This is a genomic window from Photobacterium kagoshimensis, assembly GCF_050337045.1.
Lineage (GTDB): Bacteria > Pseudomonadota > Gammaproteobacteria > Enterobacterales > Vibrionaceae > Photobacterium > Photobacterium kagoshimensis.
Genome location: NZ_JAKJSO010000012.1, coordinates 282,658 through 307,902, shown reverse-complemented (window position 1 = coordinate 307,902; position 25,245 = coordinate 282,658). Strand labels below are relative to the sequence as shown.

The 25,245-nt window shown below is 46.6% G+C and carries 27 protein-coding genes; 17 read left to right on the top strand and 10 right to left on the bottom strand.

What is annotated here, in order from left to right:
* Positions 1 to 81: 81 nt before the first annotated feature.
* Together L4C35_RS10850 and L4C35_RS10845 are read left to right on the top strand one after the other, a co-directional pair.
* The gene (locus L4C35_RS10850) at positions 82 to 1,269 is read left to right on the top strand and encodes a BaiN/RdsA family NAD(P)/FAD-dependent oxidoreductase (RefSeq protein ID WP_428462874.1); all 1,188 of its coding nucleotides are present in this window, start codon (positions 82 to 84) and stop codon (positions 1,267 to 1,269) included.
* A gap of 205 nt (positions 1,270 to 1,474) precedes the next feature.
* Entirely contained in the window at positions 1,475 to 2,014 is a 540-nt protein-coding gene (locus L4C35_RS10845) for a DUF3332 domain-containing protein (RefSeq protein ID WP_428462873.1), read from the top strand.
* A gap of 72 nt (positions 2,015 to 2,086) precedes the next feature.
* Here the strand turns inward: L4C35_RS10845 and L4C35_RS10840 are convergent, their stop codons facing one another.
* The 4 genes from L4C35_RS10840 to L4C35_RS10825 all read right to left on the bottom strand — a co-directional run bounded on the left by L4C35_RS10840 (position 2,087) and on the right by L4C35_RS10825 (position 6,157).
* Positions 2,087 to 2,668: a TetR/AcrR family transcriptional regulator gene (locus L4C35_RS10840; RefSeq protein WP_428462872.1), complete on the bottom strand. Its 582-nt coding sequence runs from the start codon at positions 2,666 to 2,668 to the stop codon at positions 2,087 to 2,089.
* A 61-nt stretch (positions 2,669 to 2,729) separates the two neighbouring features.
* A complete protein-coding gene (locus L4C35_RS10835) occupies positions 2,730 to 4,226 on the bottom strand; it encodes a coniferyl aldehyde dehydrogenase (RefSeq protein WP_428462871.1) in 1,497 nt (498 codons plus the stop codon).
* Positions 4,227 to 4,366: 140 nt separating this feature from the next.
* Positions 4,367 to 4,978, bottom strand: a complete 612-nt coding sequence (locus L4C35_RS10830; RefSeq protein ID WP_428462870.1) for a tRNA-uridine aminocarboxypropyltransferase — start codon at positions 4,976 to 4,978, stop codon at positions 4,367 to 4,369.
* 111 nt (positions 4,979 to 5,089) lie between these two features.
* On the bottom strand, positions 5,090 to 6,157 hold the full coding sequence (locus tag L4C35_RS10825) for a COG3650 family protein (protein WP_428462869.1): 1,068 nt from the start codon (positions 6,155 to 6,157) through the stop codon (positions 5,090 to 5,092).
* A 116-nt stretch (positions 6,158 to 6,273) separates the two neighbouring features.
* Here L4C35_RS10825 and L4C35_RS10820 point away from each other — a divergent pair, with 116 nt between their 5' ends.
* Positions 6,274 to 6,732, top strand: a complete 459-nt coding sequence (locus tag L4C35_RS10820; RefSeq protein ID WP_428462868.1) for an EVE domain-containing protein — start codon at positions 6,274 to 6,276, stop codon at positions 6,730 to 6,732.
* A 113-nt stretch (positions 6,733 to 6,845) separates the two neighbouring features.
* On the opposite strand, the gene L4C35_RS10815 is transcribed toward L4C35_RS10820, so the two are convergent.
* Positions 6,846 to 7,643, bottom strand: a complete 798-nt coding sequence (locus L4C35_RS10815) for a Cof-type HAD-IIB family hydrolase (RefSeq protein ID WP_428462867.1) — start codon at positions 7,641 to 7,643, stop codon at positions 6,846 to 6,848.
* Positions 7,644 to 7,735: 92 nt separating this feature from the next.
* On the bottom strand, positions 7,736 to 8,737 hold the full coding sequence (locus L4C35_RS10810) for an alpha/beta fold hydrolase (protein WP_428462866.1): 1,002 nt from the start codon (positions 8,735 to 8,737) through the stop codon (positions 7,736 to 7,738).
* Between the two features lie 252 nt (positions 8,738 to 8,989).
* Between L4C35_RS10810 and rhtB the strand changes: the two genes are divergently transcribed.
* The 3 genes from rhtB (at position 8,990) to L4C35_RS10795 (ending at position 11,986) form a co-directional block, all read left to right on the top strand.
* On the top strand, positions 8,990 to 9,607 hold the full coding sequence (rhtB, locus tag L4C35_RS10805) for a homoserine/homoserine lactone efflux protein (protein WP_428462865.1): 618 nt from the start codon (positions 8,990 to 8,992) through the stop codon (positions 9,605 to 9,607).
* 54 nt (positions 9,608 to 9,661) lie between these two features.
* A complete protein-coding gene (locus tag L4C35_RS10800) occupies positions 9,662 to 10,876 on the top strand; it encodes an EAL and HDOD domain-containing protein (protein ID WP_428462902.1) in 1,215 nt (404 codons plus the stop codon).
* 222 nt (positions 10,877 to 11,098) lie between these two features.
* Positions 11,099 to 11,986: an EamA family transporter gene (locus L4C35_RS10795; RefSeq protein ID WP_428462864.1), complete on the top strand. Its 888-nt coding sequence runs from the start codon at positions 11,099 to 11,101 to the stop codon at positions 11,984 to 11,986.
* Between the two features lie 132 nt (positions 11,987 to 12,118).
* Here the strand turns inward: L4C35_RS10795 and L4C35_RS10790 are convergent, their stop codons facing one another.
* On the bottom strand, positions 12,119 to 13,717 hold the full coding sequence (locus tag L4C35_RS10790; protein WP_428462863.1) for an AbgT family transporter: 1,599 nt from the start codon (positions 13,715 to 13,717) through the stop codon (positions 12,119 to 12,121).
* A 491-nt stretch (positions 13,718 to 14,208) separates the two neighbouring features.
* Between L4C35_RS10790 and L4C35_RS10785 the strand changes: the two genes are divergently transcribed.
* Complete coding sequence (locus tag L4C35_RS10785) at positions 14,209 to 15,213, top strand: acyltransferase (protein WP_428462862.1); 1,005 nt, start codon at positions 14,209 to 14,211, stop codon at positions 15,211 to 15,213.
* 13 nt (positions 15,214 to 15,226) lie between these two features.
* Here the strand turns inward: L4C35_RS10785 and L4C35_RS10780 are convergent, their stop codons facing one another.
* Positions 15,227 to 15,559 (bottom strand): DUF2500 domain-containing protein, encoded by a 333-nt coding sequence (locus L4C35_RS10780; RefSeq protein ID WP_428462861.1) that lies wholly within the window; start codon positions 15,557 to 15,559, stop codon positions 15,227 to 15,229.
* Positions 15,560 to 15,829: 270 nt separating this feature from the next.
* On the opposite strand from L4C35_RS10780, the gene L4C35_RS10775 reads away from it, so the two are divergent.
* The 5 genes from L4C35_RS10775 (at position 15,830) to L4C35_RS10755 (ending at position 19,324) form a co-directional block, all read left to right on the top strand.
* A complete protein-coding gene (locus L4C35_RS10775; RefSeq protein WP_303558259.1) occupies positions 15,830 to 16,195 on the top strand; it encodes a DUF4145 domain-containing protein in 366 nt (121 codons plus the stop codon).
* 1,022 nt (positions 16,196 to 17,217) lie between these two features.
* Positions 17,218 to 17,850 carry a lysoplasmalogenase gene (locus tag L4C35_RS10770; RefSeq protein WP_428462860.1) on the top strand — a complete coding sequence of 211 codons (633 nt, stop codon included), beginning with the start codon at positions 17,218 to 17,220 and terminating at the stop codon, positions 17,848 to 17,850.
* A 43-nt stretch (positions 17,851 to 17,893) separates the two neighbouring features.
* Positions 17,894 to 18,226 carry a putative signal transducing protein gene (locus L4C35_RS10765; RefSeq protein WP_428462859.1) on the top strand — a complete coding sequence of 111 codons (333 nt, stop codon included), beginning with the start codon at positions 17,894 to 17,896 and terminating at the stop codon, positions 18,224 to 18,226.
* A 109-nt stretch (positions 18,227 to 18,335) separates the two neighbouring features.
* Positions 18,336 to 18,578, top strand: coding sequence for a YecH family metal-binding protein (locus L4C35_RS10760; protein WP_428462858.1), 243 nt, complete (start codon positions 18,336 to 18,338; stop codon positions 18,576 to 18,578).
* A gap of 152 nt (positions 18,579 to 18,730) precedes the next feature.
* A complete protein-coding gene (locus tag L4C35_RS10755; protein ID WP_048900466.1) occupies positions 18,731 to 19,324 on the top strand; it encodes a YhgN family NAAT transporter in 594 nt (197 codons plus the stop codon).
* Between the two features lie 119 nt (positions 19,325 to 19,443).
* Here L4C35_RS10755 and L4C35_RS10750 read toward each other — a convergent pair whose 3' ends face one another.
* Complete coding sequence (locus L4C35_RS10750) at positions 19,444 to 19,710, bottom strand: DUF1145 domain-containing protein (protein ID WP_428462857.1); 267 nt, start codon at positions 19,708 to 19,710, stop codon at positions 19,444 to 19,446.
* Positions 19,710 to 20,312, bottom strand: a complete 603-nt coding sequence (gene rsmD / locus L4C35_RS10745) for a 16S rRNA (guanine(966)-N(2))-methyltransferase RsmD (RefSeq protein WP_428462856.1) — start codon at positions 20,310 to 20,312, stop codon at positions 19,710 to 19,712. Before rsmD ends, L4C35_RS10750 begins: the two co-directional genes overlap by 1 nt.
* A 200-nt stretch (positions 20,313 to 20,512) precedes the next feature.
* Between rsmD and ftsY the strand changes: the two genes are divergently transcribed.
* The 5 genes from ftsY (at position 20,513) to glpE (ending at position 25,233) form a co-directional block, all read left to right on the top strand.
* A complete protein-coding gene (gene ftsY, locus L4C35_RS10740; protein WP_428462855.1) occupies positions 20,513 to 21,844 on the top strand; it encodes a signal recognition particle-docking protein FtsY in 1,332 nt (443 codons plus the stop codon).
* Positions 21,845 to 21,847: 3 nt separating this feature from the next.
* On the top strand, positions 21,848 to 22,522 hold the full coding sequence (gene ftsE / locus L4C35_RS10735; protein ID WP_428462854.1) for a cell division ATP-binding protein FtsE: 675 nt from the start codon (positions 21,848 to 21,850) through the stop codon (positions 22,520 to 22,522).
* Entirely contained in the window at positions 22,512 to 23,438 is a 927-nt protein-coding gene (ftsX, locus tag L4C35_RS10730) for a permease-like cell division protein FtsX (protein ID WP_428462853.1), read from the top strand. The genes ftsE and ftsX overlap by 11 nt, the downstream gene beginning before the upstream one ends.
* A gap of 122 nt (positions 23,439 to 23,560) precedes the next feature.
* Entirely contained in the window at positions 23,561 to 24,421 is an 861-nt protein-coding gene (gene rpoH, locus L4C35_RS10725) for an RNA polymerase sigma factor RpoH (RefSeq protein ID WP_048898779.1), read from the top strand.
* 491 nt (positions 24,422 to 24,912) lie between these two features.
* On the top strand, positions 24,913 to 25,233 hold the full coding sequence (gene glpE, locus L4C35_RS10720) for a thiosulfate sulfurtransferase GlpE (protein WP_428462852.1): 321 nt from the start codon (positions 24,913 to 24,915) through the stop codon (positions 25,231 to 25,233).
* The last annotated feature ends 12 nt before the right edge of the window (positions 25,234 to 25,245 follow it).

The window sequence follows — 25,245 nt, the reverse complement described above, 5'->3', positions numbered from 1 at the left end:
CGTAGGCGGGTAAAATGTGCACAAATGAGGGATGCTATATTGGCATCCCTTTTTCATTGCGAGAAAAGCAGGTTGAGTGAAATGGCAGAACAGTTTGATGTAGTGATTATTGGTGCGGGTGCCGCAGGGTTGATGTGTGCTGCAGAAGCTGGCAAGCGAGGCCGTTCGGTGCTGGTGGTTGATCACGGCAAAAAACCGGGCCGCAAAATTCTAATTTCAGGCGGTGGTCGTTGTAACTTCACTAACTATGATGTGGCCGCTAACAACTATGTTTGTCGTAACCCACACTTTGTTAAGTCGGCATTGTCGCAATACACCCAGTGGGATTTCTTGGCCATGATTGGCAAGCATGAGATAGCGTTTGAAGAGCGCGATCATGGCCAACTGTTTTGCTTAGATTCTGCCAAAGACATCGTAAAAATGTTGCTGGCTGAGTGTGATTTACCGACAGTCTCGCAGCGCTACCAAGCTGATGTGCATGCGATTACTAAGACTGAAGAAGGTTTTAGCCTGAAGGTAAATACCGACACCATTCACTGTCAGTCATTGGTTGTTGCAACGGGCGGTTTGTCGATGCCTAAACTGGGTGCAACCCCGTTTGGTTATCAGATCGCGGAACAATTTGGCTTAAAACGCATTCCAACAACCGCGGGTTTAGTGCCATTTACCTTGCACAAAGAAGACAAAGAAGCCTTTGCGGAACTGTCGGGTATTGCTATTCCTGTGGTGATTGATGCCCAAGATGGCACGTCATTTAAAGAAAACTTACTGTTTACCCACCGTGGGTTGTCTGGCCCTGTTGTGCTTCAGATCTCTTCATACTGGACCCCAGGGCAAAAAGTAACGGTCGATTTATTGCCAAATGACGATCTCGCCGAAACACTGACGGCAATGCGTGAAGCGCATCCGAACCAGAGCCTGAAAAATTCATTAGCGCGCCTATTACCTAAGCGTTTAATCGAAGTCTTGATCGCCCGTGGCGATATTCACGATAAGCCCTTAAAGCAGTTTAACCCTAAAGATATTACGGCCTTAGCGGACTATTTCCACCGCTGGAGTATTGCGCCAAATGGCACGGAAGGCTACCGCACCGCAGAGGTGACGTTAGGTGGTGTTGATACCGATGAATTATCGTCTAAGACAATGGAAGCTAAGAATATTTCTGGTTTGTATTTTGTCGGTGAAGTGATGGATGTGAGCGGCTGGCTTGGCGGTTATAACTTCCAGTGGGCATGGTCGAGTGGCTATGTGGCTGGCCAATACGCCTAAGTAAAATTGTGATGAACTAAAGCAAAAGTGATGCTTTTGTCAGCAATGCAAAACAGTGCTAGCACTTAAATTATCTTCAAAAACAAAGTGTTGAAATGGTCGATTTTCACCTGCAATTTTTTCGTATAAAAAGCTCGACCTTTATCCAAAAAGGCCTATAATCCGCCAGCTTTTTTTACGATCTAAATAATTGGAGATATCGGTAATGACGAAAGTTGCGCTTAAAGCGGTTGCAATGGCAGTGCTAGCAACATCACTAACGGGTTGTATTGGTCAAATGGGTACCTCTGCGGCTGTGACAAAACTTAACTTGTCTGCGGTGGATAATCGTTATGGTCGTGCTGGACTGTTTGTATTGCTAAGCCCGGTATACGGTATTGCCGCGACTGCTGATATGTTCATCTTCAACAGTATCGAATTCTGGACGGGTAAAAACCCAATCACAGGTCGTTCTCCTGCGGTGGTTGATATGCCTGTTGATGCTATTTTTAAAGTAAATAGTAAGCTAGATAAAAGCATGACAACAGCCCCACTTGCGAGCGTTCGTCACAGTAATGTTGATGCTGCAAGCTTTGAGCAAATTGATGCTGATACGCTAGATATGCACGTTGCTTACCAAAATGGTGAGACGGCAGTGTTGCGTGGTAAGAAAGTAGAAGACGGTGTCGACTTCTACCTTGATGGCCAGTTCGTAACGACGGTAAGCATGGCAGAATTAACACAATACGCGCATAACCTTTCTTAGGTTTCATTGCGAGTATAAAAATGGGCGCTTCGGCGCCCATTTTTGTACCTGTCATTTGGGGTGAAAATATGATTATTGCTGGTGCTCTGGCGTCACAATGGCTTGCCATAACAGCGCAAAAGCATGTTGTAGCCATTCAGGATCACTCGCGTAATCTGGGTGTTCAATCAGTAAGCTGGCGGTGGCGAGATACTGGCTATGGCAGAAGTTAAGCAATAGCGGTAGTGGCCGTTTCACCAGTTTTCCTTGGTCGATCCCCGTTTCAATTAAGGTCATCAGGAACCCCATGGTCGTCGCCATCATTTCATGCTGTTGGCGCAGACTAAAGCCGGGATCGCTGGCGATTTGGCGCAAAAACTGCAGCTTGGTGGGGTTATGTTGTGCCCATGCCAGCCCGCTATTCCAATAGTGTTGGAACTGTTGCTGTAGCGGTAAGCTGGACTCTGCTGGCGTCAGCGCGGCACTGAGTTCTGTCTTGGTCAGTAAATACAGGTTATCAACCAGCGCTTTTTTGGTCGCAAAGTGATGAAACAGGGTTCCGTTCGCCACCCCTGCTTCTTTCGCTATCTTGGCTGTCGCGGTACCTTGGATCCCGTTCTCGACAAACAGGACCAGGGCAGTATCAAGTAATTGCTGTTTTTTGTGGCTTGCCATTGCTGCTCTCTGTTTTAATTCGGATGCTTTATCTTGGTGATTTTCATTTTTATACAAACAGTTAGCGAATAAAAAAGGCCAACATCAGTTTCTGGATAAGGCCGTTGTAGGGTGGTGTCACCAATTTGCCCGTATTGAGTTTCCCGCGCGTTAACACGGTTTTGGCTTTAGAAAAGGTTAAAAAGCCTTCATGACCATGATAGTGCCCCATGCCTGAAGGGCCGATCCCGCCAAATGGGGCATCATCGGCCGCGACATGAAAGACCGATTCATTAATGGCCATGCCACCGGCATGGGTGGTTGTTTTTATTCGTTGCTGCAACGCTGGATCAAAGCTCATCAGATAAAATGCCAGTGGGCGCGGTCGCTGCTGAATATAAGCCAGTGCTTCATCAATGGATGTGTAGGGCACAATAGGCAAGATAGGGCCAAAAATTTCATCTTGCATTAAGGTCATGCTGTCTTTGGTATCTAATACTAAGTGAGTCACCATACGGTGTTGCTCGTCGTTACGGGCATCCTCATGGCATGGCATGATTTGGGCACCTTGCTGCTTTGCATCGGCTAAATATTCGTTCAAACGCTGATATTGGCGCGCGTTGATCACTGAGGTGAAGTCTTTATTCGCTACTCCTTTCGGATACATCTTATTAAACTGCTTTTTGTACTCTTCAACAAAATCACTTACTTGCTCTTCGGGCACTAAGGCGTAATCAGGCGCGACACAAATTTGACCGCCATTGAGGCTTTTACCAAAGATCATTCGCTCTACCGCTGTTGCCATTGGCATGTCTGGCGCAATCAATACCGGGGATTTTCCGCCTAATTCCAGTGTGACAGGCGTGAGGTTATCTGCCGCCGCGCGCATAACATGACGGCCCACAGTGGTTGAACCGGTGAAAATCAAATGGTCGAACGCGAGGCGACTAAAGGCGGCTGCGATATCGGCTTCGCCTTCTACTACACTGACTTGCTCTGTGGTAAAGGCTTCGGCTAACAGTGCGGCGATCACAGCATTGGTCTGTGGCGTGAATTCGCTGAGTTTAATCATCGCGCGGTTGCCAGCAGCCAGAGCGGTGATCAGTGGCCCTATGCTTAACATCACTGGGAAGTTCCACGGCACGATAATGCCCACCACACCGAGGGGCTGATAGATCACTTCGACTTTGGCTGGTGCCAGCAATAATCCCGCATGGCGACGTGAAGGTTTCATCCACTTTTTCAACCGCTTGATGGTGTAGTTGATGTTGAGAATGCATGGCAGGACATCACTGATCAGGGTGTCATGTTTATTGCGCTGGCCAAAGTCTTGGTCGAGTGCGTGGCACAGGGCTTTTTTATGATGCAGTAAGGCTTTTTTAAGGGCTTTTAATTGGCGAATACGCTCAACGAGATCGGGGTATGGAGCGGCATTGAAAGCTTGGCGTTGTTGATCGAGTTGGTGTTGGATCTGGGGGATTGCGACGTTTTCAACGGTCTGGTTAGCGAAAGTGGGGTTATCAGAAACGATCTTTTCAGAAGTGATGCGCTCGGAAACAGGGGAATGTGCCGTCGTCATGATCTCGTCCTTAGATTTATCAACAAAAGATAAAAACCGACTAATTAGTCGGTTTTTAAAGTATAGGCGATAATAGCTAAGGCGCAAGTTAACACGATCACAGTTCTGATGAAGGCGTAATCTTGGTGTGGGTCTTGATACTACCGATGGCTATGTCCGCTGCGATCAGCATGAAAAACGTCAGAAAATGCAGTGAAATAGCGCTGAAGTTGTTCGGCTTGCTGGGGCTCATTTAAGAGTGACAGCAAGGCAATGCCTGTTTCGCAGGTACAAAGATTCCCCGCTTGTTGATTGCGACGGAGCTGATATTGAGACAGGGCGGTTGGTGTTAAGCTCAGGCGCGGCAGATTGGCGAGCCAGGGGCTTTTTCGTACCATTTTACGTGCTTCTTGCCAGGTGGCATCAAGCAATACAAATAGTGGCGTGGTTGTCGTTGCAACTGCCGTTGCGGGTGCTGATGGCGTTGAATTTGCAGTAAAAGGGGTGGCGGGATGGGCATCGTCAGCAGGGAAGAGCAACCAAGGTTGATAAGCTGGGTTGGCAAGTTTTTCAATTAGCGCTGTCGGTGAATTAATGCGATCCCAAATAACCCGCTCACAATGGGGTAAGGTGCGCATCATGAGTTCGCCCGTGTTGGTGCTTTTATGGCATTCATTGGGATGAGTCAGCAACACAAAATGGGCAGAGCTGGTTAACTTGGGCTCGTGCGAGCAAATACAGTTATGGGTGAAGCCACAGCGTGGGCAAGACATGCGCGAATTCCCGAGAGTCAGGGGTGAACAGAAAGAGGATTGTGCGGCAATCATGCTGTCGCTGCAAGATGGCAACGACAGCCAATGGATAGTGATTTAGTTATGACTCGGCTAGGGTTGACGTTGTAGCTGTAAGCCCCCTTCACCAAGGCTGTATTCATGACCATTGATAATTTCATCGTGGGCAATTAAACGTTTCCCTTTTGCGGTTTCTTCTATTGTATAAATACGTTCACTTAGCAGGCGGCGCCCTTGGTGTGAGGTCATCATTACTTTGACGCTGTCTTCGCTCACTTGCTGCCATAAACCTTGTTCTTCTAACGCGGGTTCGTTGCTGTCGTATTCATAGCGAGTTATCGCCGAGTGATCGGGCAGTAGGGTGAGCGAGGTGGTCAAGCCTGGAGTGTTGGTGGCATCGGCGGCGCTTTTGTATTGGCCAACCCAATTTGCGGTCACATCGGTCGCCCCTATTGTGGCGCAGCCTTTAAAGGTTTTCCCTTGCCAAGTAAGGTTTGACTGCCAGCCGTAGAGCGAGTCACTCATGGTGTCGCTACAATGACCCTTAGTGAGGGTTAAGCGGAAGTCTTTGCCTTGGTAGACTTGTTTACCCGACGTGGATTGGCGTTGTGTGATGGCTTGTTGCTGATTGTTCATGCCCATTTGCGAGAAGATAACCGCATCTTTTTGAATCTTAACATCCCAGCTAGGTTCCATGCCAAAGGCGTTGGTGTAGTGAGCGCCCATTTGACACCCACCTAGCATTTCCGCTGACAATAAATTGGTTTGCTTTACCATAAAGCGGCCATCGTAATCGGCAGCAAAGCCATCATCAGGGGCGGGTTCAAGCACGCCGATCACTTCCGCATACATAGGTTCATAATTGTATGGCGCAATCTCTCGGATTTTATTGTGATCGCTCGGAGGGAACACCACCCAGTATTGTTTTTGGCTGTTACACGGCTGAATCGAGTAACTTTCATGACCCCAAGTCACCATACCACGCATCATAAAGGCTTGTACTTTGGAGCCTGAATTTGCTGTTGAAACGGCGTTCTCTGGTGTCGGGTTTATCGTAGCACCAGATTGTGAGTTCGGTGTGGTGCTGGGTTGAATCGAACAGCCCGCCAGCAGCGCTAAGGTTGCCAGTGGTAGCGTGAGTGGAGTCCAAAGCTTCATCATTTTCCTCTTCATCGAGCGTGGTGGAATATAGTATGGTGAGCGTTATGCTCCTCGGTGTTATGAGCTTACCTGCTCTAACATCAGATAACAAAGAACCCCGAACAAAGAGGTCTTCCATGGCGAAATGGCTATTTAAAACAGAACCCGACACCTTCTCGATAGACACGTTAAAGCAACAAAAAGTTTCATGTTGGGAGGGCGTTCGTAATTATCAAGCCCGCAATATGATGCGCGATGCGATCAAACTGGGTGATGAGGTCTTTATTTACCATTCGTCGTGTAAAGATGTTGGGGTGGTGGGCATCGCAACAGTGGTGAAAGAAGCGTACCCCGATCATTTCCAGTTTGATCCACAAAGCCCTTATCATGACCCTAAGTCGACGCCAGATAACCCGCGCTGGATAATGGTTGATATTGCCTACCAGCGTCATTTACGGCTGGTATCGTTAAAGCGGATGAAGGCTAATCAAGCCCTTGCTGAGATGCCTTTGGTGAAGCGAGGCAATCGCTTGAGCATCATGCCGGTGACAGAGACAGAGTGGGCGGAAATAGTGCAGATGACAGGGCAGTTTTAGGGCGAGAGCACAGTGCGCGAATGCTGCAATGAAACGGCTTTGTTTGGGGAGAAACAAAAACGACTTTAGTGCAAGCATCTAAAGTCGTTATTCCTTGGGCGGTGTTGATTGAATTACAGCACGTTTTCAATCAAGTAATGGGCAACCGCTTCATGTTCGCATGAGCCGATCACTTCATTGTTTGGCAGGGCACGTTTTACTTTTTCGTGTGCTGTGCCCATGACTAAGCCTTTGCCTGCCATCGACAGCATTTCGGCATCGTTCATGCCGTCGCCAAATGCAATACAGTCTGCCAAGGTTAAGCCTTTTTCTTTGGCAACCGCTTCAAGTGCATGGCCTTTTGAGACATTGGCATCCATCACTTCTAAGCACCAAGGCGTTGAGAACGCGATGTTCGCTTTGTCGCCAAATGCAGCGTTGAATTTATCTTCCCACGCCACTAGTTTTTCATGGTCTTGATCATCACGGGTAAAGAAGACTTTTGCGATCCCATCGAGTGGTGGGTTCTCAACATCGAATAGTTGGTAAGTGAAAGTGTCGTGAAAATCTCGCAGTTTTTCATCTTCCGCATTCAGTAACCATTGATCGTTTTGGTAGATGTGAATTTTTAGCTCAGGATCGGCTTTTGCCATCGCGATCACTCCCGCCACCACTTCAGCGGTGACATCTTGCTTGAAAATCGCTTCACCTTTGCAGTTATGTACGCGTGCGCCATTAGAGGTGATCATGTATGCCGGAATACCTAATTCTTCACGCATGCCTGCCACATCAATGTGATGGCGGCCGGTTGCGAAAATAAAATCACGCCCTTCATGATGAAGGCGTTTTAACACGTCTTTGGTGTAAGGGGCGAGTTTGTGATCCGGTGTTAATAAGGTGCCATCGAGATCTGAAGCAACAATCTTGTACATGAACATTCCCACTATGAGCGACTCGTCAGCACAAGCGCTGACGAGAGTGGGATCGATTCTAAACTACTTTTGCGGAAGAAAAAGAGGCTAATTTATTGCGACTCGGTTTCCGCTTTTTTGAAATGGTTAAAAGCCGCGGCTAATACTGGGGTACGGTATTTGTCTTGTTCGAACAGTAATTCATGGCGAGCACCGTGAATCACTTTGATTTCACAATCGCCCCCCGATTGTTTCATCGCGCGTTGGAAAATAGCATGGGCAGAGTTATCCACCACGGTGTCATCGCTACCTTGAAGTAATAGAACCGGTACTTTGATCTGATAGGCGTTCTGAATACATTTTTTTGCCGCCGCCATGCCTTGCCATACCCAACGCGCACTAGGCCCGCCAATTTTCAGCTCTGGCTTGTGTTCATAGAGATCACGAAACCACTGATAACGGACTTCACTTTGGGTCAGTTTATTATCTAAGAAAGGTTTAGGGTAATAAGGTACTTGGCCTGGCGCATAGTTAGGTTGGCTTTGCAGTTGTTCAACCACACGAGCAAACGGTGAAGCGATCGGTTTCATCCATTGAGTTAAGTTGATGCCGTGCATCGGGGCACTTAATACTGCACTATCGAAAAAATCGGGGCGCTGTTCTAAAAACAGGGTGCCTACCGTGCCACCCATGGAGTGTGCCAGCATGTAATGTTGCTGGTAGTTGCGCGGGGCAACCACGGTATCAATGAAGGTGGTAAAATCTGTCACGTAGTGCGAGAACTCTTCGACATGGCCTAGCTCGGTATCGTCGACTAAGCGATCAGACACGCCTTGGCCGCGATGATCGAGGGCAAAAATGTCATAGCCTTGTTGGAATAGGTCGTAAAACAGCTCTTGGTATTTCCAGTAACTTTCGACACGACCATTGATCATGACAATGACTTTGTCATGGCTTGGCTTGGTTAAACTCATCCAACCGATATTAAGATCGTCAACCCCTTTGAGTTCGCCTTCTTCTCGTTGTTGCCACAGATCAGCAACGGGCCCTTGCATGGTGTTTGCAAAGTGAGGTTCGAGTGAAAAATCATAAAAATGTGGAGGTTGTGCTGTCATTCTGGCTCTCAAAGTGAGGGATAGGGAAACTGAGTTAACTGGGTGCTGTCAGCCTAAAAGGATTACACCCTCTAAAGTATACGACGGATATGGTCGCTTAATAATTAGATGTCATTATAACCTAAACTGAAGATCAGCGAATAAAAGGGTGCTAGTTGCTTTCAAATCTATTCTGCTGTTAACTAACGGCAATATTGATAGCTTAGATGGTTGCTGAACGCGTATAAGCGAGCCGTATTACAGGAGTATATAGTGAGTATTGATATTTGGTTAGCTTATCTGGCGACCGCGATTGTTTTCAGCTTTGCACCAGGGTCAGGAACGGTTAATTCTATCAGTAATGGCATGGTCTACGGCTTTCGTAAATCGCTGGCATCCATCATGGGTTTGCAGGTGGGATTAACCTGCCACATTGTATTGGTTGGGGTGGGGCTTGGTGCTTTAGTGTCCCAGTCAGCCACTGCATTTACGGTTATTAAGTGGGTTGGAGTGGTCTACCTGATTGTGTTAGGGGTGCAAAAGTGGCGCGAGCGTGCAGCTTTCGATATTAACCCCCAGCGGGCCACTGTTTCGGGTAAACGTTTATTCCGCCAAGCCGTGCTGGTGAATCTGACCAATCCTAAGAGTATTGTGTTTTTAGTGGCATTATTCCCACAATTTATCCAGCCTTCTGCGCCGCAGTTGCCACAATTATTGATATTGGGTGTAACAACGGTGGTGGTCGATATGTGCGTCATGTTGGGTTATGTCACGTTAGCATCACGGCTATCGGCTTATATCCGCTCTGCGCGTATTATGGGTGCACTTAACCGTGTCTTCGGCTCGATGTTTATCGGTTGTGGGGCATTGTTGGCGTCAGCTCGTGCCTAAAACGAACCTTTCTTTTAACTCTGGTGCATCATGAAATCAAGTAATGCTCAAGCCATGTATTCTTATGTTGCGCGTCAGCCGATATTTAATCGACAGCAGCGTACGGTTGGCTATGAATTACTGTTTCGTGATGGCGAGAGTAATGCGTTTCCAGCGATTGAAGCGAATAAAGCCACTAGCCGTCTGCTAGTAGAAAACTACATGGCGGTGGGCGATAACAAAGCAACCTCAGGGCAACGCACCTTTATTAACTTCCCGCAAGAAAGCCTACTGCAACTCTTACCCTTGTTATTGCCTAAACGTGAAATCGTGGTCGAGGTGTTAGAAACCTGCCAACCCAACGATGCGCTTTTTTCGGCGATAAAACTCTTATATCAGCGTGGTTATATTATTGCGTTAGATGATTTTGAGATGTCACCCGCCTGGCAACGGTTTTTACCGTATGTGCGGATCATCAAGCTGGATTTGATGAAACTTGGCATAGAACAAGCGTGTGAGTTTGTGAGCCAATATGGCTCTCGACGTTTGAAATTTTTGGCCGAGAAAGTTGAAACCAAACAGGAATACGATACGGCGTTGGCTGCGGGTTTTCATTTCTTTCAGGGGTACTACTTTTGTAAGCCTGAGCTGCTTAAAAATCGCCAAGTTGAACCTGAAAAAGTGGCGACCGTATTATTACTGCAAGAGATTTGCCGTGACCCCGTTGATTTCAAGCGGATCGAGCAGATCATTACCAGCGATGTATCCTTGTCGTATTTATTACTGCGTTATGTCAATGCGGCCTCTAACCGTACTGTTGAACCGATCAGCTCATTTCGCCAAGCCTTGGTGTATTTAGGCGAAGATAAGATCCGTCTTTTTGTTGGCGTGGTTGCGACCGCGCATGCTGCCCTAGATAAACCCCGCGAACTGTATTTGATGTCACTGCAACGGGCACGGATGTGCGAATCTTTGGCGGCGGGCAGTGGTACCCGTGAACAAGCGCACCAAGCCTTTTTGGTGGGGATGTTTTCGTTGTTGGATGCTTTGTTGGATACATCGCTCGATCAGTTGGTGAAAGTGTTACCGCTGCAAGATGATGTGGAAGCCGCCCTCTTGCATCATAAAGGACGCTTAGGCCATACCTTGGCACTGCTAGAAGCGTACGATCAAGCGAACTGGCTTCAAGTGAGTGAGTATTGCGAACAACTGGGGATTGCCGAAACTTTGGTGACCCGCAGTTACCAGCAGGCATCGCAATGGTCTGAAAATATGCTCAATATCAAATAGTACCAGGGGATAGCTGTCTCAGGGAGGCGGCTGTAGTGCGCAAACCTTGGTATTCAAACCTTCATCGCGCCTAGCCATGAGGGTGAATTTTTTGTGAAACCCGCTGCGCGCTAAATTATCTTGTTCGACTTTTCTTTACACTCTTCCTTTTGGATTAGACCATTTTCATGCTGCCTGTGAGAGCAAACTGGCTGTGTGATGAGGGATCATACAAGGAATACTGTGTCTATCTTCGCTTTTGCCTTAGTGGTGGTGTCTGCCATCATTCATGCCAGTTGGAATTTATTGGGTAAGTCGCGTACCCCGACGCCGGCTTTTTTTTGCCTCGCCAGCCTCGGTGCGGGTAGTTTGCTATTGCCTGTGTTGGGGTATGTCCTGACTTTACCCGTATCGCTGCCAGCATCGTTTTGGTGGTTACTGCTGATCAGTGGTTTTTGCCAAATGGTGTATATGGCGTCTTTGGCGTTGGCCTACCAGCAAGCGGATGTTGGCGTGGTGTATCCGATCGCTCGCGCCTTACCTGTCTTGATGGTTGCGGTGGTAACCGCGCTACTTGGTCAGTCGCTACCCCTATCGGTGTGGTGGGGGATGGTCGTGGTCACGGCGGGGTGTTTATTGGTGCCTTTAGTCTCTTTTCGACACTGGCATTGGCGAGCCTATACCCAGTTAGGGTGCTTGTGGGCACTGGTTGCGGCGATAGGTACGGCGGGCTATTCAGTGCTTGATAACACAGCCTTGGCGATCTTAGCGGTAACAGGTTTACCGTCATGGTTGATCGCAATGTTTTATTTAGGTGCCCAGTTTTTGGTAACGGGCAGCTGGCTGAGTGTGTTTAATTTATCTAAGTCTGGGCGCAAAGCGTTCGCAGCTGTATGGCAAGATTGGCACATTGCTTTGCTCACTGGGATCATGATGGGGGGAACGTATGGGCTGGTGCTGTGGGCGATGACCTTAACGGATAACGTGAGCTATATCGTGGCGTTGCGTCAGTTAAGTATTCCTATTGGGGTTGGATTAGGGGTTTGGCTATTGAAAGAGCCGTCATACCGTCCACGGGTAGTGGGGGCGATGTTAGTGTGTGGGGGGCTGGTGGCGGTGTCATTACGTTAACCGCGCTAAAAATAAAAACGCCGAACAAGGCTCGGCGTTTGTATTCATTAAAGTGAACGGCTTAAGGATAAGGCGGAATTTATCCTGCTATTCGCTTAGGCGCTATCCACTTAGGTGCTAGCGACAGAGGCATTAGCCACCCACGTTGTAGTAGGTAGCTGCACCAGGACCAACTGGAATACCAAGTACAAATACCCACACGTAGAACATGATGCTCCAACCAATCACAAATACAATAGAGTAAGGCAGCATGGTTGAAATCAGTGTACCTAGTCCCAGATTCTTCTGGTAACGCGAGGCGACAGCCAGGATCATCCCGAAGTAGCTCATCATCGGCGTGATGATATTGGTAACGGAATCACCAATACGGTAAGCCGCTTGAATGGTTTCTGGTGCGTAACCAACTAGCATCAACATCGGGATGAAGATAGGTGCAGTTACTGCCCATTGCGCCGATGCAGAACCGATCATTAGGTTGATGAAACCACACATCAGAATGAAAGCGAAGAATAGCGCAGGACCGGTTAGACCAATAGATTGCAGGAAGTCGGCCCCACCGACGGCGAATACCTGACCGAAGTTAGTCCACTTAAAGAACGCCACAAATTGTGCGGCAAAGAACACCAATACGATATACATGCCCATCGATGACATGGATTTAGACATCGCCTCAATCACATCGCGATCGCTCTTCATGGTGCCAACAACTTTACCGTAAACAAAGCCAGGCACCGCGAAGAACACAAAGATAAAGGCAACAATCCCTTTAAGGAAGGGGGAGCCTGCCACTAAACCTGTGGTTGGGTGACGTAAAATGCCATCAGCAGGAACAATGGTCAGTGCTAGCAAACCCGCTACCACTAAAGCTGCGATACCCGCTAAACGAAGGCCTTTTTTCTCTAGGTCGGTCAGTTTTCCCATCTTGTCGCCAGACAAGTCTTCAGCGGCATCGTCAGGGTTGTATTTACCCAGTTTTGGTTCCACGATTTTTTCAGTCACAAACGCACCCATGATGGTAATAGCGAATGTTGATGCAAACATGAAGTACCAGTTTACTTCGGGACCGACGGTATAGTTAGGATCGATCATTTGTGCCGCAGTTTCAGTAATACCTGAAAGCAGAGGATCAACCGTACCCAGGAGTAAGTTAGCGCTGTAACCACCAGAGACACCAGCAAACGCCGCCGCTAAACCCGCCAGAGGGTGACGCCCTAGTGAGTGGAACAGCATTGCCGCCAGTGGGATCAGTACCACATAACCTAGCTCAGAGGCTGTATTTGAGATGATACCTGCAAATACCACTACCAAGGTTACCATACGGCGCGATGCGCCCATGACTAAGCCACGCATTGCAGATGATAGTAAGCCAGAGTGCTCAGCAATCGCCACACCCAGCATCGCCACCAGTACCGTGCCTAAAGGTGCAAAGCCGGTAAAGTTTTTCACAAGATTTGCCACGATAAGCTGCAAGCCTTCGGCGTTAAATAAGCTAACAACGTGGATCATACCGTCAGCAGCACGACCCGCTGCGCCTTCAGGGCGAGGGTCGACAACGGAAACTTCGAAATAACCAGCAATCCCAGAGGCCACTAAAATAGCGACACAAAACATAGCAAAAAGGGTGATTGGGTGAGGCAGTAAGTTACCTAGCCACTCAACGGTGTCGAGAAAGCGGGTAAAAAGATTCTTTTTAGGCGCTTTAGGGGCCTGTTGTGAAGCAGATGAATGCATGTAAGTCCTCTTCCTTTTGGTTTTAATCCCATCAATGGGAACATCTTTATGTGCGAAAGGTTACGCTATTGTTAATGCTATGAACAAGAGGAAACTATTTCAAAATGTTTCAACTGTCGCATAAATGTCGGTTTTTTGTTAACAAGCTGGAGCGTTCAGCTGTTTTTTTAAGCAAGCACCGAGCGTAAATGCGCTTCGTTGTTGTGTGTGGTGTTGCATTTTAATGCTTTACTAAGTGGTTGATTGATAGTTAATGCGAAGACTTTCACAGTCGCGGATTGGTGTTAAGGTTATTTGAGATGGAAACAGCCAGTGAAAAAGAATGGTTTTGTCACATATTTTTTACATGATATTGTCTGGCTAACCGATGCAAATTGCCGTATTTAGTTAAAATGCTGTCAATTTGCTTAAAATGAGCGGTGTTGTCGTTAATGATCCCGCTTGGCTGTGCTACAAAAGATAGGTAGTAGCGAGGGTGGGTGGGGTGCACATTGCGTCAAAAAATTTATTTCTTCGACTTGTTGCGTTGTGTAGCGGCGATTGCCGTGGTGGTGATTCACGTACTTGGACCTTACCGCGATCAGTTAGGCAGTATCGCGAATACCGATTGGGCTATAGCGATAGGATTTAACAGTATTAGTCGCTGGGCAGTGCCTGTTTTCATTATGATCACAGGGGCATTGATGCTGAGCGATAAGCGTGACTTCGCATTGGATTATTATCTTCAAAGACGGCTAGGGAAAGTATTGGTGCCCTTTCTGGTGTGGTCTGCGTTTTATGCATGGCTATCTGGGGTGACCTTGAGTGGATTTGACAGTGAGCTTGCCTGGCAAACGTTACTTGATTTGCCATTTCACGAAACCTACTACCATCTGGGCTTCTTCTATTATTTCATCCCATTATATTTGGTGATCCCCTTCTTTCGTTGGGCGGTTCAGCACGCTGATCGCACGGCAGTTATTGCGATGACGGTGCTGTGGTTGACTATCACGACCCTATTTCTGTTTAAAATTGACGGGCCTTGGAGCCAGCAGTTGGTGCTATACAGCGGTTACTTACTGCTGGGGTATTGTTTGTTTCACTACCAATGGCCGGCGCGGCGTTGGTTGATTGGGCTGGGTATCGTTATGCTGGTGGCGACAAGCTATAGCGTGCTCAGCATGAGTTTTGCTGTCGATGAATACACTGTTGGCCGTTGGCTATCTTACAAGACAGTGAATACCGCCTTGATTGCCGCGATGATTTTTTCGCTTTGCCAATATTATGGTGACAAGCTGACAGGAAAAGCGCAGCAGAGTATCGCTTTTGTGAGCCGTTATAGTTTAGGGGTGTATTTATTGCATCCGTTGTTTTTGTGGCCAGTGCGGGCGTTTGATTGGTATTGGGGATCACCGCTGGTGATGATCCCGTTTTGGACCGTGGTCTGTGGTGGACTTGCGCTTATGAGCAGCTACTTACTGGCAAAGTACAAAGTGACGGCTTGGCTCGTTCCGTAATCAGCCCCTAGGTTTAATCTCGCTGCAAAGCAAAATGTAAAAACTGTCGGCCACGGTAGGTCATTGTGCCCTGATCGCCCGGGGTAAGTGCCTGGTAATAGTGGATGCCGACCATAAACTCGCGCTTAGGCCCGCCATTAAGAGGCTCGACATAAATCCAATACTCTTCATTATCCTCTCCAGGCTGTGCGCCTATGATCGGGTTGCTTTGTTTGTCGAGCACACAAACCGCGACGGTCTTCTCGGGAGCGTCAAGGCCAAGGCTGTGGCGACGATAAGCATAAAGAAAATAAGAGATAGCCATAGCGAGAGCAGCTAGCAAGGTAAGTGGAATCCAAAATGGCATGGGGGGCTCCTTGAACAGTGTCTGTCTGTATTGACCGTCATTTTAGGTGTAAAGGCTACGGTCGATCTGATAAAGCGTGATCCCGTTAGGGTTTTCACTCCGGATACACAGCGCATTGTGAGCATTAGCGGACTTTTTTGGCTTTACGTAAAACAAAGATTGCATTGCGTTAACGAGCCAGTAATGTAAAGGAAGGCATGCAACACATCATTACTGCTTTTATTATCTAGGCTACTGATGGGGATTGTATTGATAGAAGGGAGATAGCCTATGGCCAATATCGAAATGGTCGTGACAAAGACACGGCGTATCGAGCACTTGCTGCGTGAGCATTATCATGCGGAGGGTAAGGGCTTACATCAGTTAATTACTAGCTGTGAAGAACGACTACCTCATGAAATTATTCCCAAGCTACGCTTCATTGCTTCGGTAAGAAACAAAACCGTTCATGAAGAAGGTTATAAGCTTGATGATAAGAAAGGCTTTATTAGTGCTTGTCATCAATGTGAAAAAGAACTCACACCACGAAGTGGCCGTTTCATTTGGGGATTAACACTCTTGATGGTACTGGGCTTTACCGCACTGGCATTATGGTTTTATTCGGAAAATTGGCACAACATTAATCTGACACCGTAGCCGAGTAGTGCTGAGTTCTCATTTGACCAGTCTAGACATGAAAAAAGGGCACCCATTGGGTGCCCTTTTTTTTGGAATTTTTATCTGCTTAGTAAAGCATTGGCAGCGTCATGAGGCCCGCAACAACTGCGATCATCATAAGCCCTTGTTTTTGAGAGGAAGTGAACATGAGTAGGCTCCTTAATTAGCTGCTAAAGATATGTTGTAAATAAAGATAGCATTGTTTTTGTGCTTTAGGCAAGTCTGAATGTCAATTTGTCGTAAAAAACACAATTTAAAAGTGTTGAATTGGGCTTTTGGTGGTTATTTAAGTGTGATTTTTGATGTGGTTAAAATTTGAGTGATTGATGTCACACTTCCGTTCTTGGCTTTAAGTTGTTGATTATTGGGTGTTTTAATTTGTTTGGATTGTACGTTTTATCGTCATGATTAATGCTATTTATTACGGTGTGTATTTTGTTGATGAATTTAGGGCTCGGTAACTCTAATGGCATCGTTGTAATGTAAAGCTAGAGAATCGTAAGGCTATCCTTTTTGTAAATAGGATATTTATCTATTAATCAGCCAACTAAAGTGCTTTTCCGATGATATCTGGCCCATTATTTTTTGTATGCAGGATCTAATCTAAGTTCACGCTAAAATAAACCGTTCCCAATCAACAAATCAAACGCAAGTGTTTGTTTTTGAGTTATTTTTATTTGTTGTTTTTGAAGTGTGTGAAGCCTTTTCAAGGTTTTTAGTCTGCTTTTTTGGCCGTTGAGTATTCTTTTTCTGTCCTTTCCTTGATTCAGTGAAAGATAAACGTTTGCTTAGCGGGTTTTACTGAGTGGTGGCTTGCTATATAAGGGGTTGAGTGAGTTGCATAAGTTATTTTGCTGCAAACAGGCTAATCTATCTGGGTGTGATGCGCCGCAATAAGGAAAGTTAGGTTTTATAAGCGGTGTCTAGTTATCGGTATGAGTGACTAGACAATCATTATTGGCTTTTTACACTGTGCTGCACTAATTAAAAATGGTGATGTTATGTGGGTTTGGTTAACCATTTCGTTTTCAGCGTTACTGCACATTAATGCGGCTTACAAAGGGCCAAAGTGGCAGTTTTATCTTTTTAAACCATTAACCATTGGATTATTGATGCTTGCCCTATGGCAGCACGGCCTGACACATTTTTACCAACAGGCGATTTTTGTTGGTTTGTTGTGTTCTGTGGTTGGCGATATTTGCTTGATGTTGCCGCGTGATCGCTTTATTCAAGGCTTGGCGGGGTTCCTTGCTGCCCATATTGTTTATTCCATTGCGTTTTGGAGTCAGCTAAGTGCCAGTATGGTGTGGTGGTTACCCGCTATGCTCTGTGGTGGTGGCATCATTGTTTTTTTATTATTACTCCCTGCATTAGGGCGATTTACTCTGCCTGTGGCTTTGTATATCGGCATGATCACCCAGATGGCTTGGGCGGCTGGCGAGTTTTGGTTGACCAGTCAAAGTCTAATGGGGATGTTCGCGTTTGGTGGTGCCTTGATATTCATGGTGTCTGATACGATATTAGCCATTGACCGTTTTAAAGGCCCTTATCACAGTGCGTCTGCGACTATCATGACAAGTTACTACCTTGCGCAGTCCTTGATTGTGGGATCGGCTTTAATGATGCCGCTATAGTTAGGTTATCTGGGTGTATTTGCGGAAAGATAAAGGTAGATAGATGTCTGTACATTGGGTGATTGCGTATCGAGCCGCTAATAACTTGGAAGCTCACTGTCTAAAAGGTTTGCTGGAAAGTGATCATATTGCGGTGAAGCTGACGGGCGAAAACTTATCGTCAGCGGCAGGTGAACTACCTGCTGATGTGGTAGAGGTGAGTTTGTGGGTTGATGAGCCTGATATGCCCCAAGCGAGCTCGATTTTACAACGCTATGAACAGAGCCAAAATGGCCAAGCATGGCAGTGCGCACAATGTAATGAGATCAATGAAGCGCAATTTGAACTGTGCTGGCAGTGCGGCTGTGATCCTTTGCTATTGATCAAGACAGAGTAGAATTGATTAAGGTGTATTTTAAATGCACTTATTTGTTTTGGGTCAACATCGCAGCCTGAATATATGCTGTAATGGTGCTATTCGTTATCATCATTACTGAGAATCCCACATGACTGAATCTGTTCACGCCCACAATGTCCTTAATATGCTGCTTGAAGACGGTGCAGACTTTACGCTGGCCTCACTACGCCAAGCGGTAGTCACCCAGTATGGTGAGGAAGTTCGCTTCCATACATGTAGCCTTCAAGATCTAACCTTTGATGCATTGCTAACCTTCTTGCTTGATCGCCGCAAAGTTATTCAAGATGGCGACAAGATTATGGCTAACCGTGATCGTATGTGTAGCCATTAAAAAATTAATAGAATAAATACGTTTATGGAGGTGGTTTTAATCGCCTCCTAATTGTTCGTTTGTTATACTCCTCCCGCGCTTTCTTCAGCCGTCCGGCTGACAACGCCTATATCTACTAATACATACTTACTACTCTCAACTGAGGTCTGCCTGTGGAAATTATATCTGCGGCGGTCATGTTATTTTTAATCATGGATCCGCTGGGTAATCTGCCAGTAATGTTGTCGATCCTACGGCATATTGAGCCGAAACGTCGACGTCTCATTATGGTGCGGGAATTGTGTTTTGCGTTGATTATTTTGCTGCTGTTTTTATTTGGCGGTAAACAGATGTTGGCTTTCTTGCACGTATCAACGGAAACCGTGAGCATCTCAGGCGGTATTATTCTGTTCTTAATTGCCATTAGAATGATCTTCCCGCAACCGGGCGGTGTCACAGGGCTAGCGGCAGGTGAAGAGCCTTTTCTAGTGCCAATGGCCATTCCAATGATTGCTGGACCGTCGGTGCTGGCCTCATTGCTATTACTATCAAATCAAGATCCAACCCGAACTTGGGATTGGGCGTTGTCGGTACTATTAGCCTGGGGCGCGACGTTTATTGTCTTGATGTTCTATGAAGTATTTAACCGCATCTTAGGTGAGCGAGGCTTAAAAGCTATCGAGCGTTTGATGGGCTTGTTATTGATCATGATGGCAACCCAAATGTTCTTAGACGGTATTCGTTCATACCTGCAGATTGGGGTGTAATAGCTGCTAACAGCTGTTAAGTAACGCAAAATTGCAGCTAAATGGCGATAAATAGAAAAAAGGCGGCTAATCAGCCGCCTTTTTTGTATCTGGGTATTTTGCGCCAGTAAGTGATGAGGTTACATCATGTGCTTGCGACGAATATCAAGTAGAGCAAAAATGCCGAAAAACAAAATCGACCACTTTTCCCATTTGCTCATCGGGACTTTATCGCCAAAGGCACCAATGAACATCAGTGCTTGCACGCCATGCATCATGAATAAGAAGCCTGTCATGATATACAGCACAATCGCCGTTACCCCTGGAAACGGGTGAAAAATGTTAATGGCGAGTACTAGCCATACAAACCCAATTGCTACTTTAGCCAGCAGTAGTAATGTTTTCATTATTCCTCTCTTTCAAATAAGCGATAGCTGACTTGACCTGCGGTTTTCTCACGGTGGAGATGCCAATGATCAGGAGTCGGTAAGTCGCCCAGTTCCTTTTCTGTTTCGATATAAATCATGGCTTGTGGTGTTAACCAGCCATTGGTTTCGAGTAATTCAATCACACTCGCGATCAAATCCTTACGAAAGGGGGGATCAATAAACACCACATCGTGCGGGGTGCCTGGCTGAGCCAAAAATTTCAGCGCATCAGTATTGTGTAGCGTGGCATTGTCAGCGCCAATCGTCGCCAAGTTTTGTTTGATTTGGTTGGCGGCTTTGCTGTCTAGCTCTAATAATGTCAGGCTGTCAGCTCCACGCGAGAGCGCTTCAAACCCAAGGCCGCCACTACCTGCAAAAAGGTCTAAACATTTTGCTTGGTATAAGTCTTGTGCCAACCAGTTAAAAACCGTTTCTTTGACTCGATCAGTCGTTGGACGCAGCCCTTCAACATCATGAACAGGAAGTTTTCGTCCACGCCAGCGGCCGCTGATGATTCTGACGAATCCTGTTTGGCGGTTATTTTGTTGATTTCGCCCTGATTGTTGCTTGTGTCTCGTCATAAATTTCGTCGACCGTTCAGAAAATGATAGTATACACCTGTTTTTCGGTGGCAAATTAGCCACATTAACACCATGACTATTTCGTTTGCTTATCTCTCACTGCGAGTCAGGGGTAAATGAACGAAATGGCCATGAGTTAAGTTTTAACTCAACAGGCTGACATTATGATAATTGTACCAATCAAGCTGTAGGATTTGCCAATGGCAGAAAAAAAGAAACGCGGTTTATTTTCGTGGCTAGGATTTGGTTCTGAAGAAAAAGCAGAATCACATGTTGAACAACCCGCTGTAGACGAAACTGCGCACCAAGAAACGGATACCCAAACGGCGGCAGATACTGAGGCGCAAGCTGCAGTAAAAGCGGCGGAAGAAGCACAGGCCGCAACCAAAGCGGCGGAAGAAGCAGAAGCACAGGCCGCAGCCAAAGCGGCGGAAGAAGCAGAAGCACAGGCCGCAGCCAAAGCGGCAGAAGAAGCAGAAGCGCAAGCCGTAGCCAAAGCGGCGGAAGAAGCAGAAGCGCAAGCCGTAGCCAAAGCGACGGAAGAAGCAGAAGCACAGGCCGCAGCCAAAGCAGCTGAAGCTGAAGTGCATGAGCAAGAAAAGCCAAAGAGTGAGGGCTTTTTTGCGCGTCTCATGCGCGGGTTAAAGAAAACTAAAATGAACTTCGGTTCTGGCTTTTTTGATCTTTTCAGTGGTAAGAAAATTGATGATGAGCTCTATGAAGAGCTGGAAGAGCAATTACTGATTGCCGATGTGGGTATGGATACCACGGTTAAAATCATTGAGAACTTAACCGATCGTGCCAGCCGTAAAGATTTGAAAGACGGTGAAGCGCTCTACGGCCAACTTCGTGAAGAGTTAAGTGAGATGTTGGCGAAAGTGGAACAACCGCTAGTGATCGACACCACTAAAAAACCGTTTGTTATTTTGATGGTCGGTGTTAACGGTGTGGGTAAAACCACCACAATCGGTAAACTGGCGAAGCAATTTGAGCGCGAAGGCAAGTCTGTCATGCTAGCGGCAGGTGATACTTTCCGTGCGGCTGCGGTAGAGCAACTTCAAGTGTGGGGTGAGCGTAATAACGTCCCTGTTGTTGCCCAACATACTGGCGCGGATAGCGCGTCGGTGATTTTTGATGCGATTGAATCAGCCAAAGCGAAAAATGTCGATGTTGTGATTGCGGATACGGCTGGTCGTTTGCAGAACAAAGGCCACTTAATGGAAGAGTTACGCAAAATTGTACGCGTAATGAAGAAAGTGGATCCGGAAGCACCGCATGAAATCATGCTAACCGTTGATGCGGGCACTGGCCAAAATGCGATTAGCCAAGCGAAGCTGTTTAGTGATGTAGCACCGGTATCGGGCATTACATTGTCAAAACTTGATGGTACGGCAAAAGGTGGGGTGATTTTCGCCATTGCTGATCAATTTAACATTCCAATCCGCTACATTGGTATTGGTGAAGGCATTGATGATTTACGTCCATTTGCCGCCGATGAGTTTATTGAAGCGCTATTTAGTGACGAGGGTTAATTCGTGATTCGATTTCAGCAGGTAAGTAAAGTATATCGTGGCGGTGGCGGCAGTCCTGCCTTACAAAAAGTAGATTTTCATCTGCAAAAGAGCGATATGGCATTCCTAACAGGCCATTCAGGGGCTGGTAAAAGTACCCTGCTGAAATTGATTTGCGCCATTGAGCGACCAAATGACGGTAAGATCTTCTTTAACGACTACGATATTAGTCGTCTACCTAACAAGGATATCCCGTTTTTGCGTCGTAACATTGGTATGATTTTCCAAGATCATAAGCTCTTGCTTGATCGTACTGTCTACGACAATGTGGCCTTGCCGTTAAGGATCAATCAAGCATCTGAAACCGATATTAAACGTCGTGTTTCAGCCGCATTAGATAAAGTGGGCTTGTTGGATAAAGCCCGCTGCCTACCGCTCCAACTGTCGGGCGGTGAACAACAGCGCGTCGGCATTGCTCGTGCGGTTGTGAATAAACCTATGCTGCTATTAGCTGATGAACCAACCGGTAATCTCGATGCAGCGCTATCACAGCAAGTGATGGATTTATTTGAAGAATTTAACCGAGTTGGCGTGAGTGTATTAATGGCAACCCATGATACATCGCTGCTAAATTCACGAAACTATCGTCGACTTGATTTGCAACAAGGTTGTTTAAGGGAGCTGACTCGTGGCGCGTAATAAACATGGTTTCTTTGCGATTCATAAACAGCAAGCTGTTGCGGCCTTACAAGATTTATTTAAGCGTCCGCTTGGCAATGTGTTAACGCTTGCAGTACTGGCGTTAGCCCTGACCTTGCCCGCGACTTTCTATTTGTTGGCGAAAAATGTCACCCTAGTGGCGCAAGCATGGGAAAGCCCAACCCAACTCACCCTCTATATCGAAGAGGGCGTGGCAGAGCCGACGGCGAACCGACTGGCAGGCGAATTGCGTGGCTGGCCTGAAATTGAAAGCGTGGAGTACATCTCCCCTGATGAAGGCTTACAGCAATTTCGTCAGAATGCAGGCTTTGATCAGGCGTTGAGCTTATTAGATGAGAACCCATTACCCGCGGTGATGGTGATCCGTCCGACTGAAAACTGGCAAAGTAGTGCGCAAGCAACCGCGCTTGCTGCGAAGTTACGTACTGAATCAGCGATTGCTGAAGTGCGATTAGACAGTGATTGGTTACAACGACTTGCAGCAATTAAACAACTGGCGATTACCTTAGCAACGATTGTGTCTGGTTTAATGCTAATTGCTGTTTTCTTGATTGTGGGTAACACCTTACGTTTGCAAGTACTGAATCAAAAAGACGAAATTCAAGTGATGAAATTGGTGGGGGCTACCGATCAATATATCTTACGGCCTTACCTGTATACCGGTGTTTGGTACGGCCTGATTGGCGGTATTAGTGCATGGGTTGTTACCGCGATTGTGACCATATTACTCGACAGTGCAGTGGCAACTTTGGCAGGTTTATACGAAAGCAGCTATCGTTTAGTAGGCTTAAGTTGGGATGAAACCATTATATTATTGATGGTGGCAGCGTTTCTTGGCTTAGGGGCTGCGCACCTATCGGCAGGGCGTCATTTGAAAGAAATTGAACCTGTCTGACATTTTTTTGTCAATAATTGGTGTAGTTTACCCAGCTTGCTTGCAACCAGGGTGTCTTTTTAGGCATTATAGGCGGTTCAAGTAACTTTTCATTCGTATAAAAAACACACGAGGTTTTTTACATGGCACAAGCGATGTCTTCAATGGCTTTGGTTTCCGCAGATAGTTTGGATAGCTATATCCAGACCGTGAACGGCTACCCAATGCTGACCGCTGAGCGTGAACGTGAGCTTGCTGAACGTTTGCATTACGACGGTGATATCGATTCAGCGAAAGCACTCGTCATGTCGCACCTGCGTTTTGTTGTTCATATTGCACGCGGTTATTCTGGCTATGGTTTACCTATGGCGGATTTGGTGCAAGAGGGCAATATAGGTTTAATGAAAGCCGTGAAACGCTTCAACCCAGAAGTTGGGGTTCGATTAGTTTCATTTGCTGTGCATTGGATTAAGGCTGAAATTCACGAATACGTATTACGTAACTGGCGTATTGTGAAAGTGGCAACCACCAAAGCACAACGTAAATTGTTCTTTAATCTGCGCAAAGCGAAAAAGCGTTTGGGCTGGTTTAACAATGCAGAAGTCAACATGGTCGCTGAACAGCTTGGTGTTGAAGCTTCTGAAGTGCGTGAGATGGAATCACGTTTAGCTGCGCAAGATCCAACATTTGAAATGCCAGCTGAAGATGACGATCGTAACAGTGGCTACACAGCGCCCGTTTATTTCCTAGAAGACAAAGCGTCTGATGTGGCATTAAGCCATGAAGAGAATAATTGGGAGTCGCACGCTAATAACCGTTTATCGCATGCATTAGCCACACTCGATGAACGAAGCCAACATATTGTGCGTTCGCGTTGGTTAGACGATGAGAAAACAACCTTGCAGGAACTGGCCGATGAGTACAGTGTTTCTGCAGAGCGTATTCGTCAGTTAGAAAAAAATGCGATGAAGAAGCTAAAAGCAGCAGTAGGCGACCTGTTCTAGGATCTTACACGCATAGCTGATCATCATAAAATTGAAGCCGGTATGATACCGGCTTTTTTACGCCTAAAATTTGGGAGTTACCTCACATTTGTGAGTAGCTCTGTGCATTACTCGGCGTCTTATCCACAGCTTATGATGGATCCAATCTATATATAGTGGATCCTAAATCTTCAAACCACATTATCAACGTAATTCACAGACTTTTCCACAGTTGGTTGCTTTGTGATCGCTTTTGCAGTGAGTGCTCTATCAGTACGCGATCAACACCTTGTCATTGCTGGGTTTATGCGCAACTTGTGTGGTGTGGATAAGCCCATATTGTCAGTGTGAGGCTGTGAGTAACTGGAGAAGATACAGCGGGCGAGGGTGGTAAGCCGTTGCTGTAACCATGGAATGATCGCAAAACGGACGATCGTCACATATTATGGATCTAATAATAAAGCGGTCGGATCTTTGATTCAGACCCTATTCAACAGAAAGTGAGAAAGTGAATGGAACAGTTTGAACATATTTCAGTGCAGGATGCTTATAGCATGTTGCAACAAGATCAAGCGGTGCTGGTGGATATTCGTGATCCCCAATCACATAGCCAAGCACACCCGCATAACGCTTTTCACCTCACCAATGACACCATGGTACGTCTGATGGATGAAGTGGATTTTGAACAGCCAGTGATTGTGATGTGCTACCACGGTATTAGCAGCCAAGGCGCGGCACAATATCTCATTAATCAAGGGTATGATGCGGTGTATAGTATGGATGGTGGCTTTGAAGCGTGGCGCCGAGAAGGTTATCCTGCCCAAGAGCAGTAAAAAGTGGAGTAA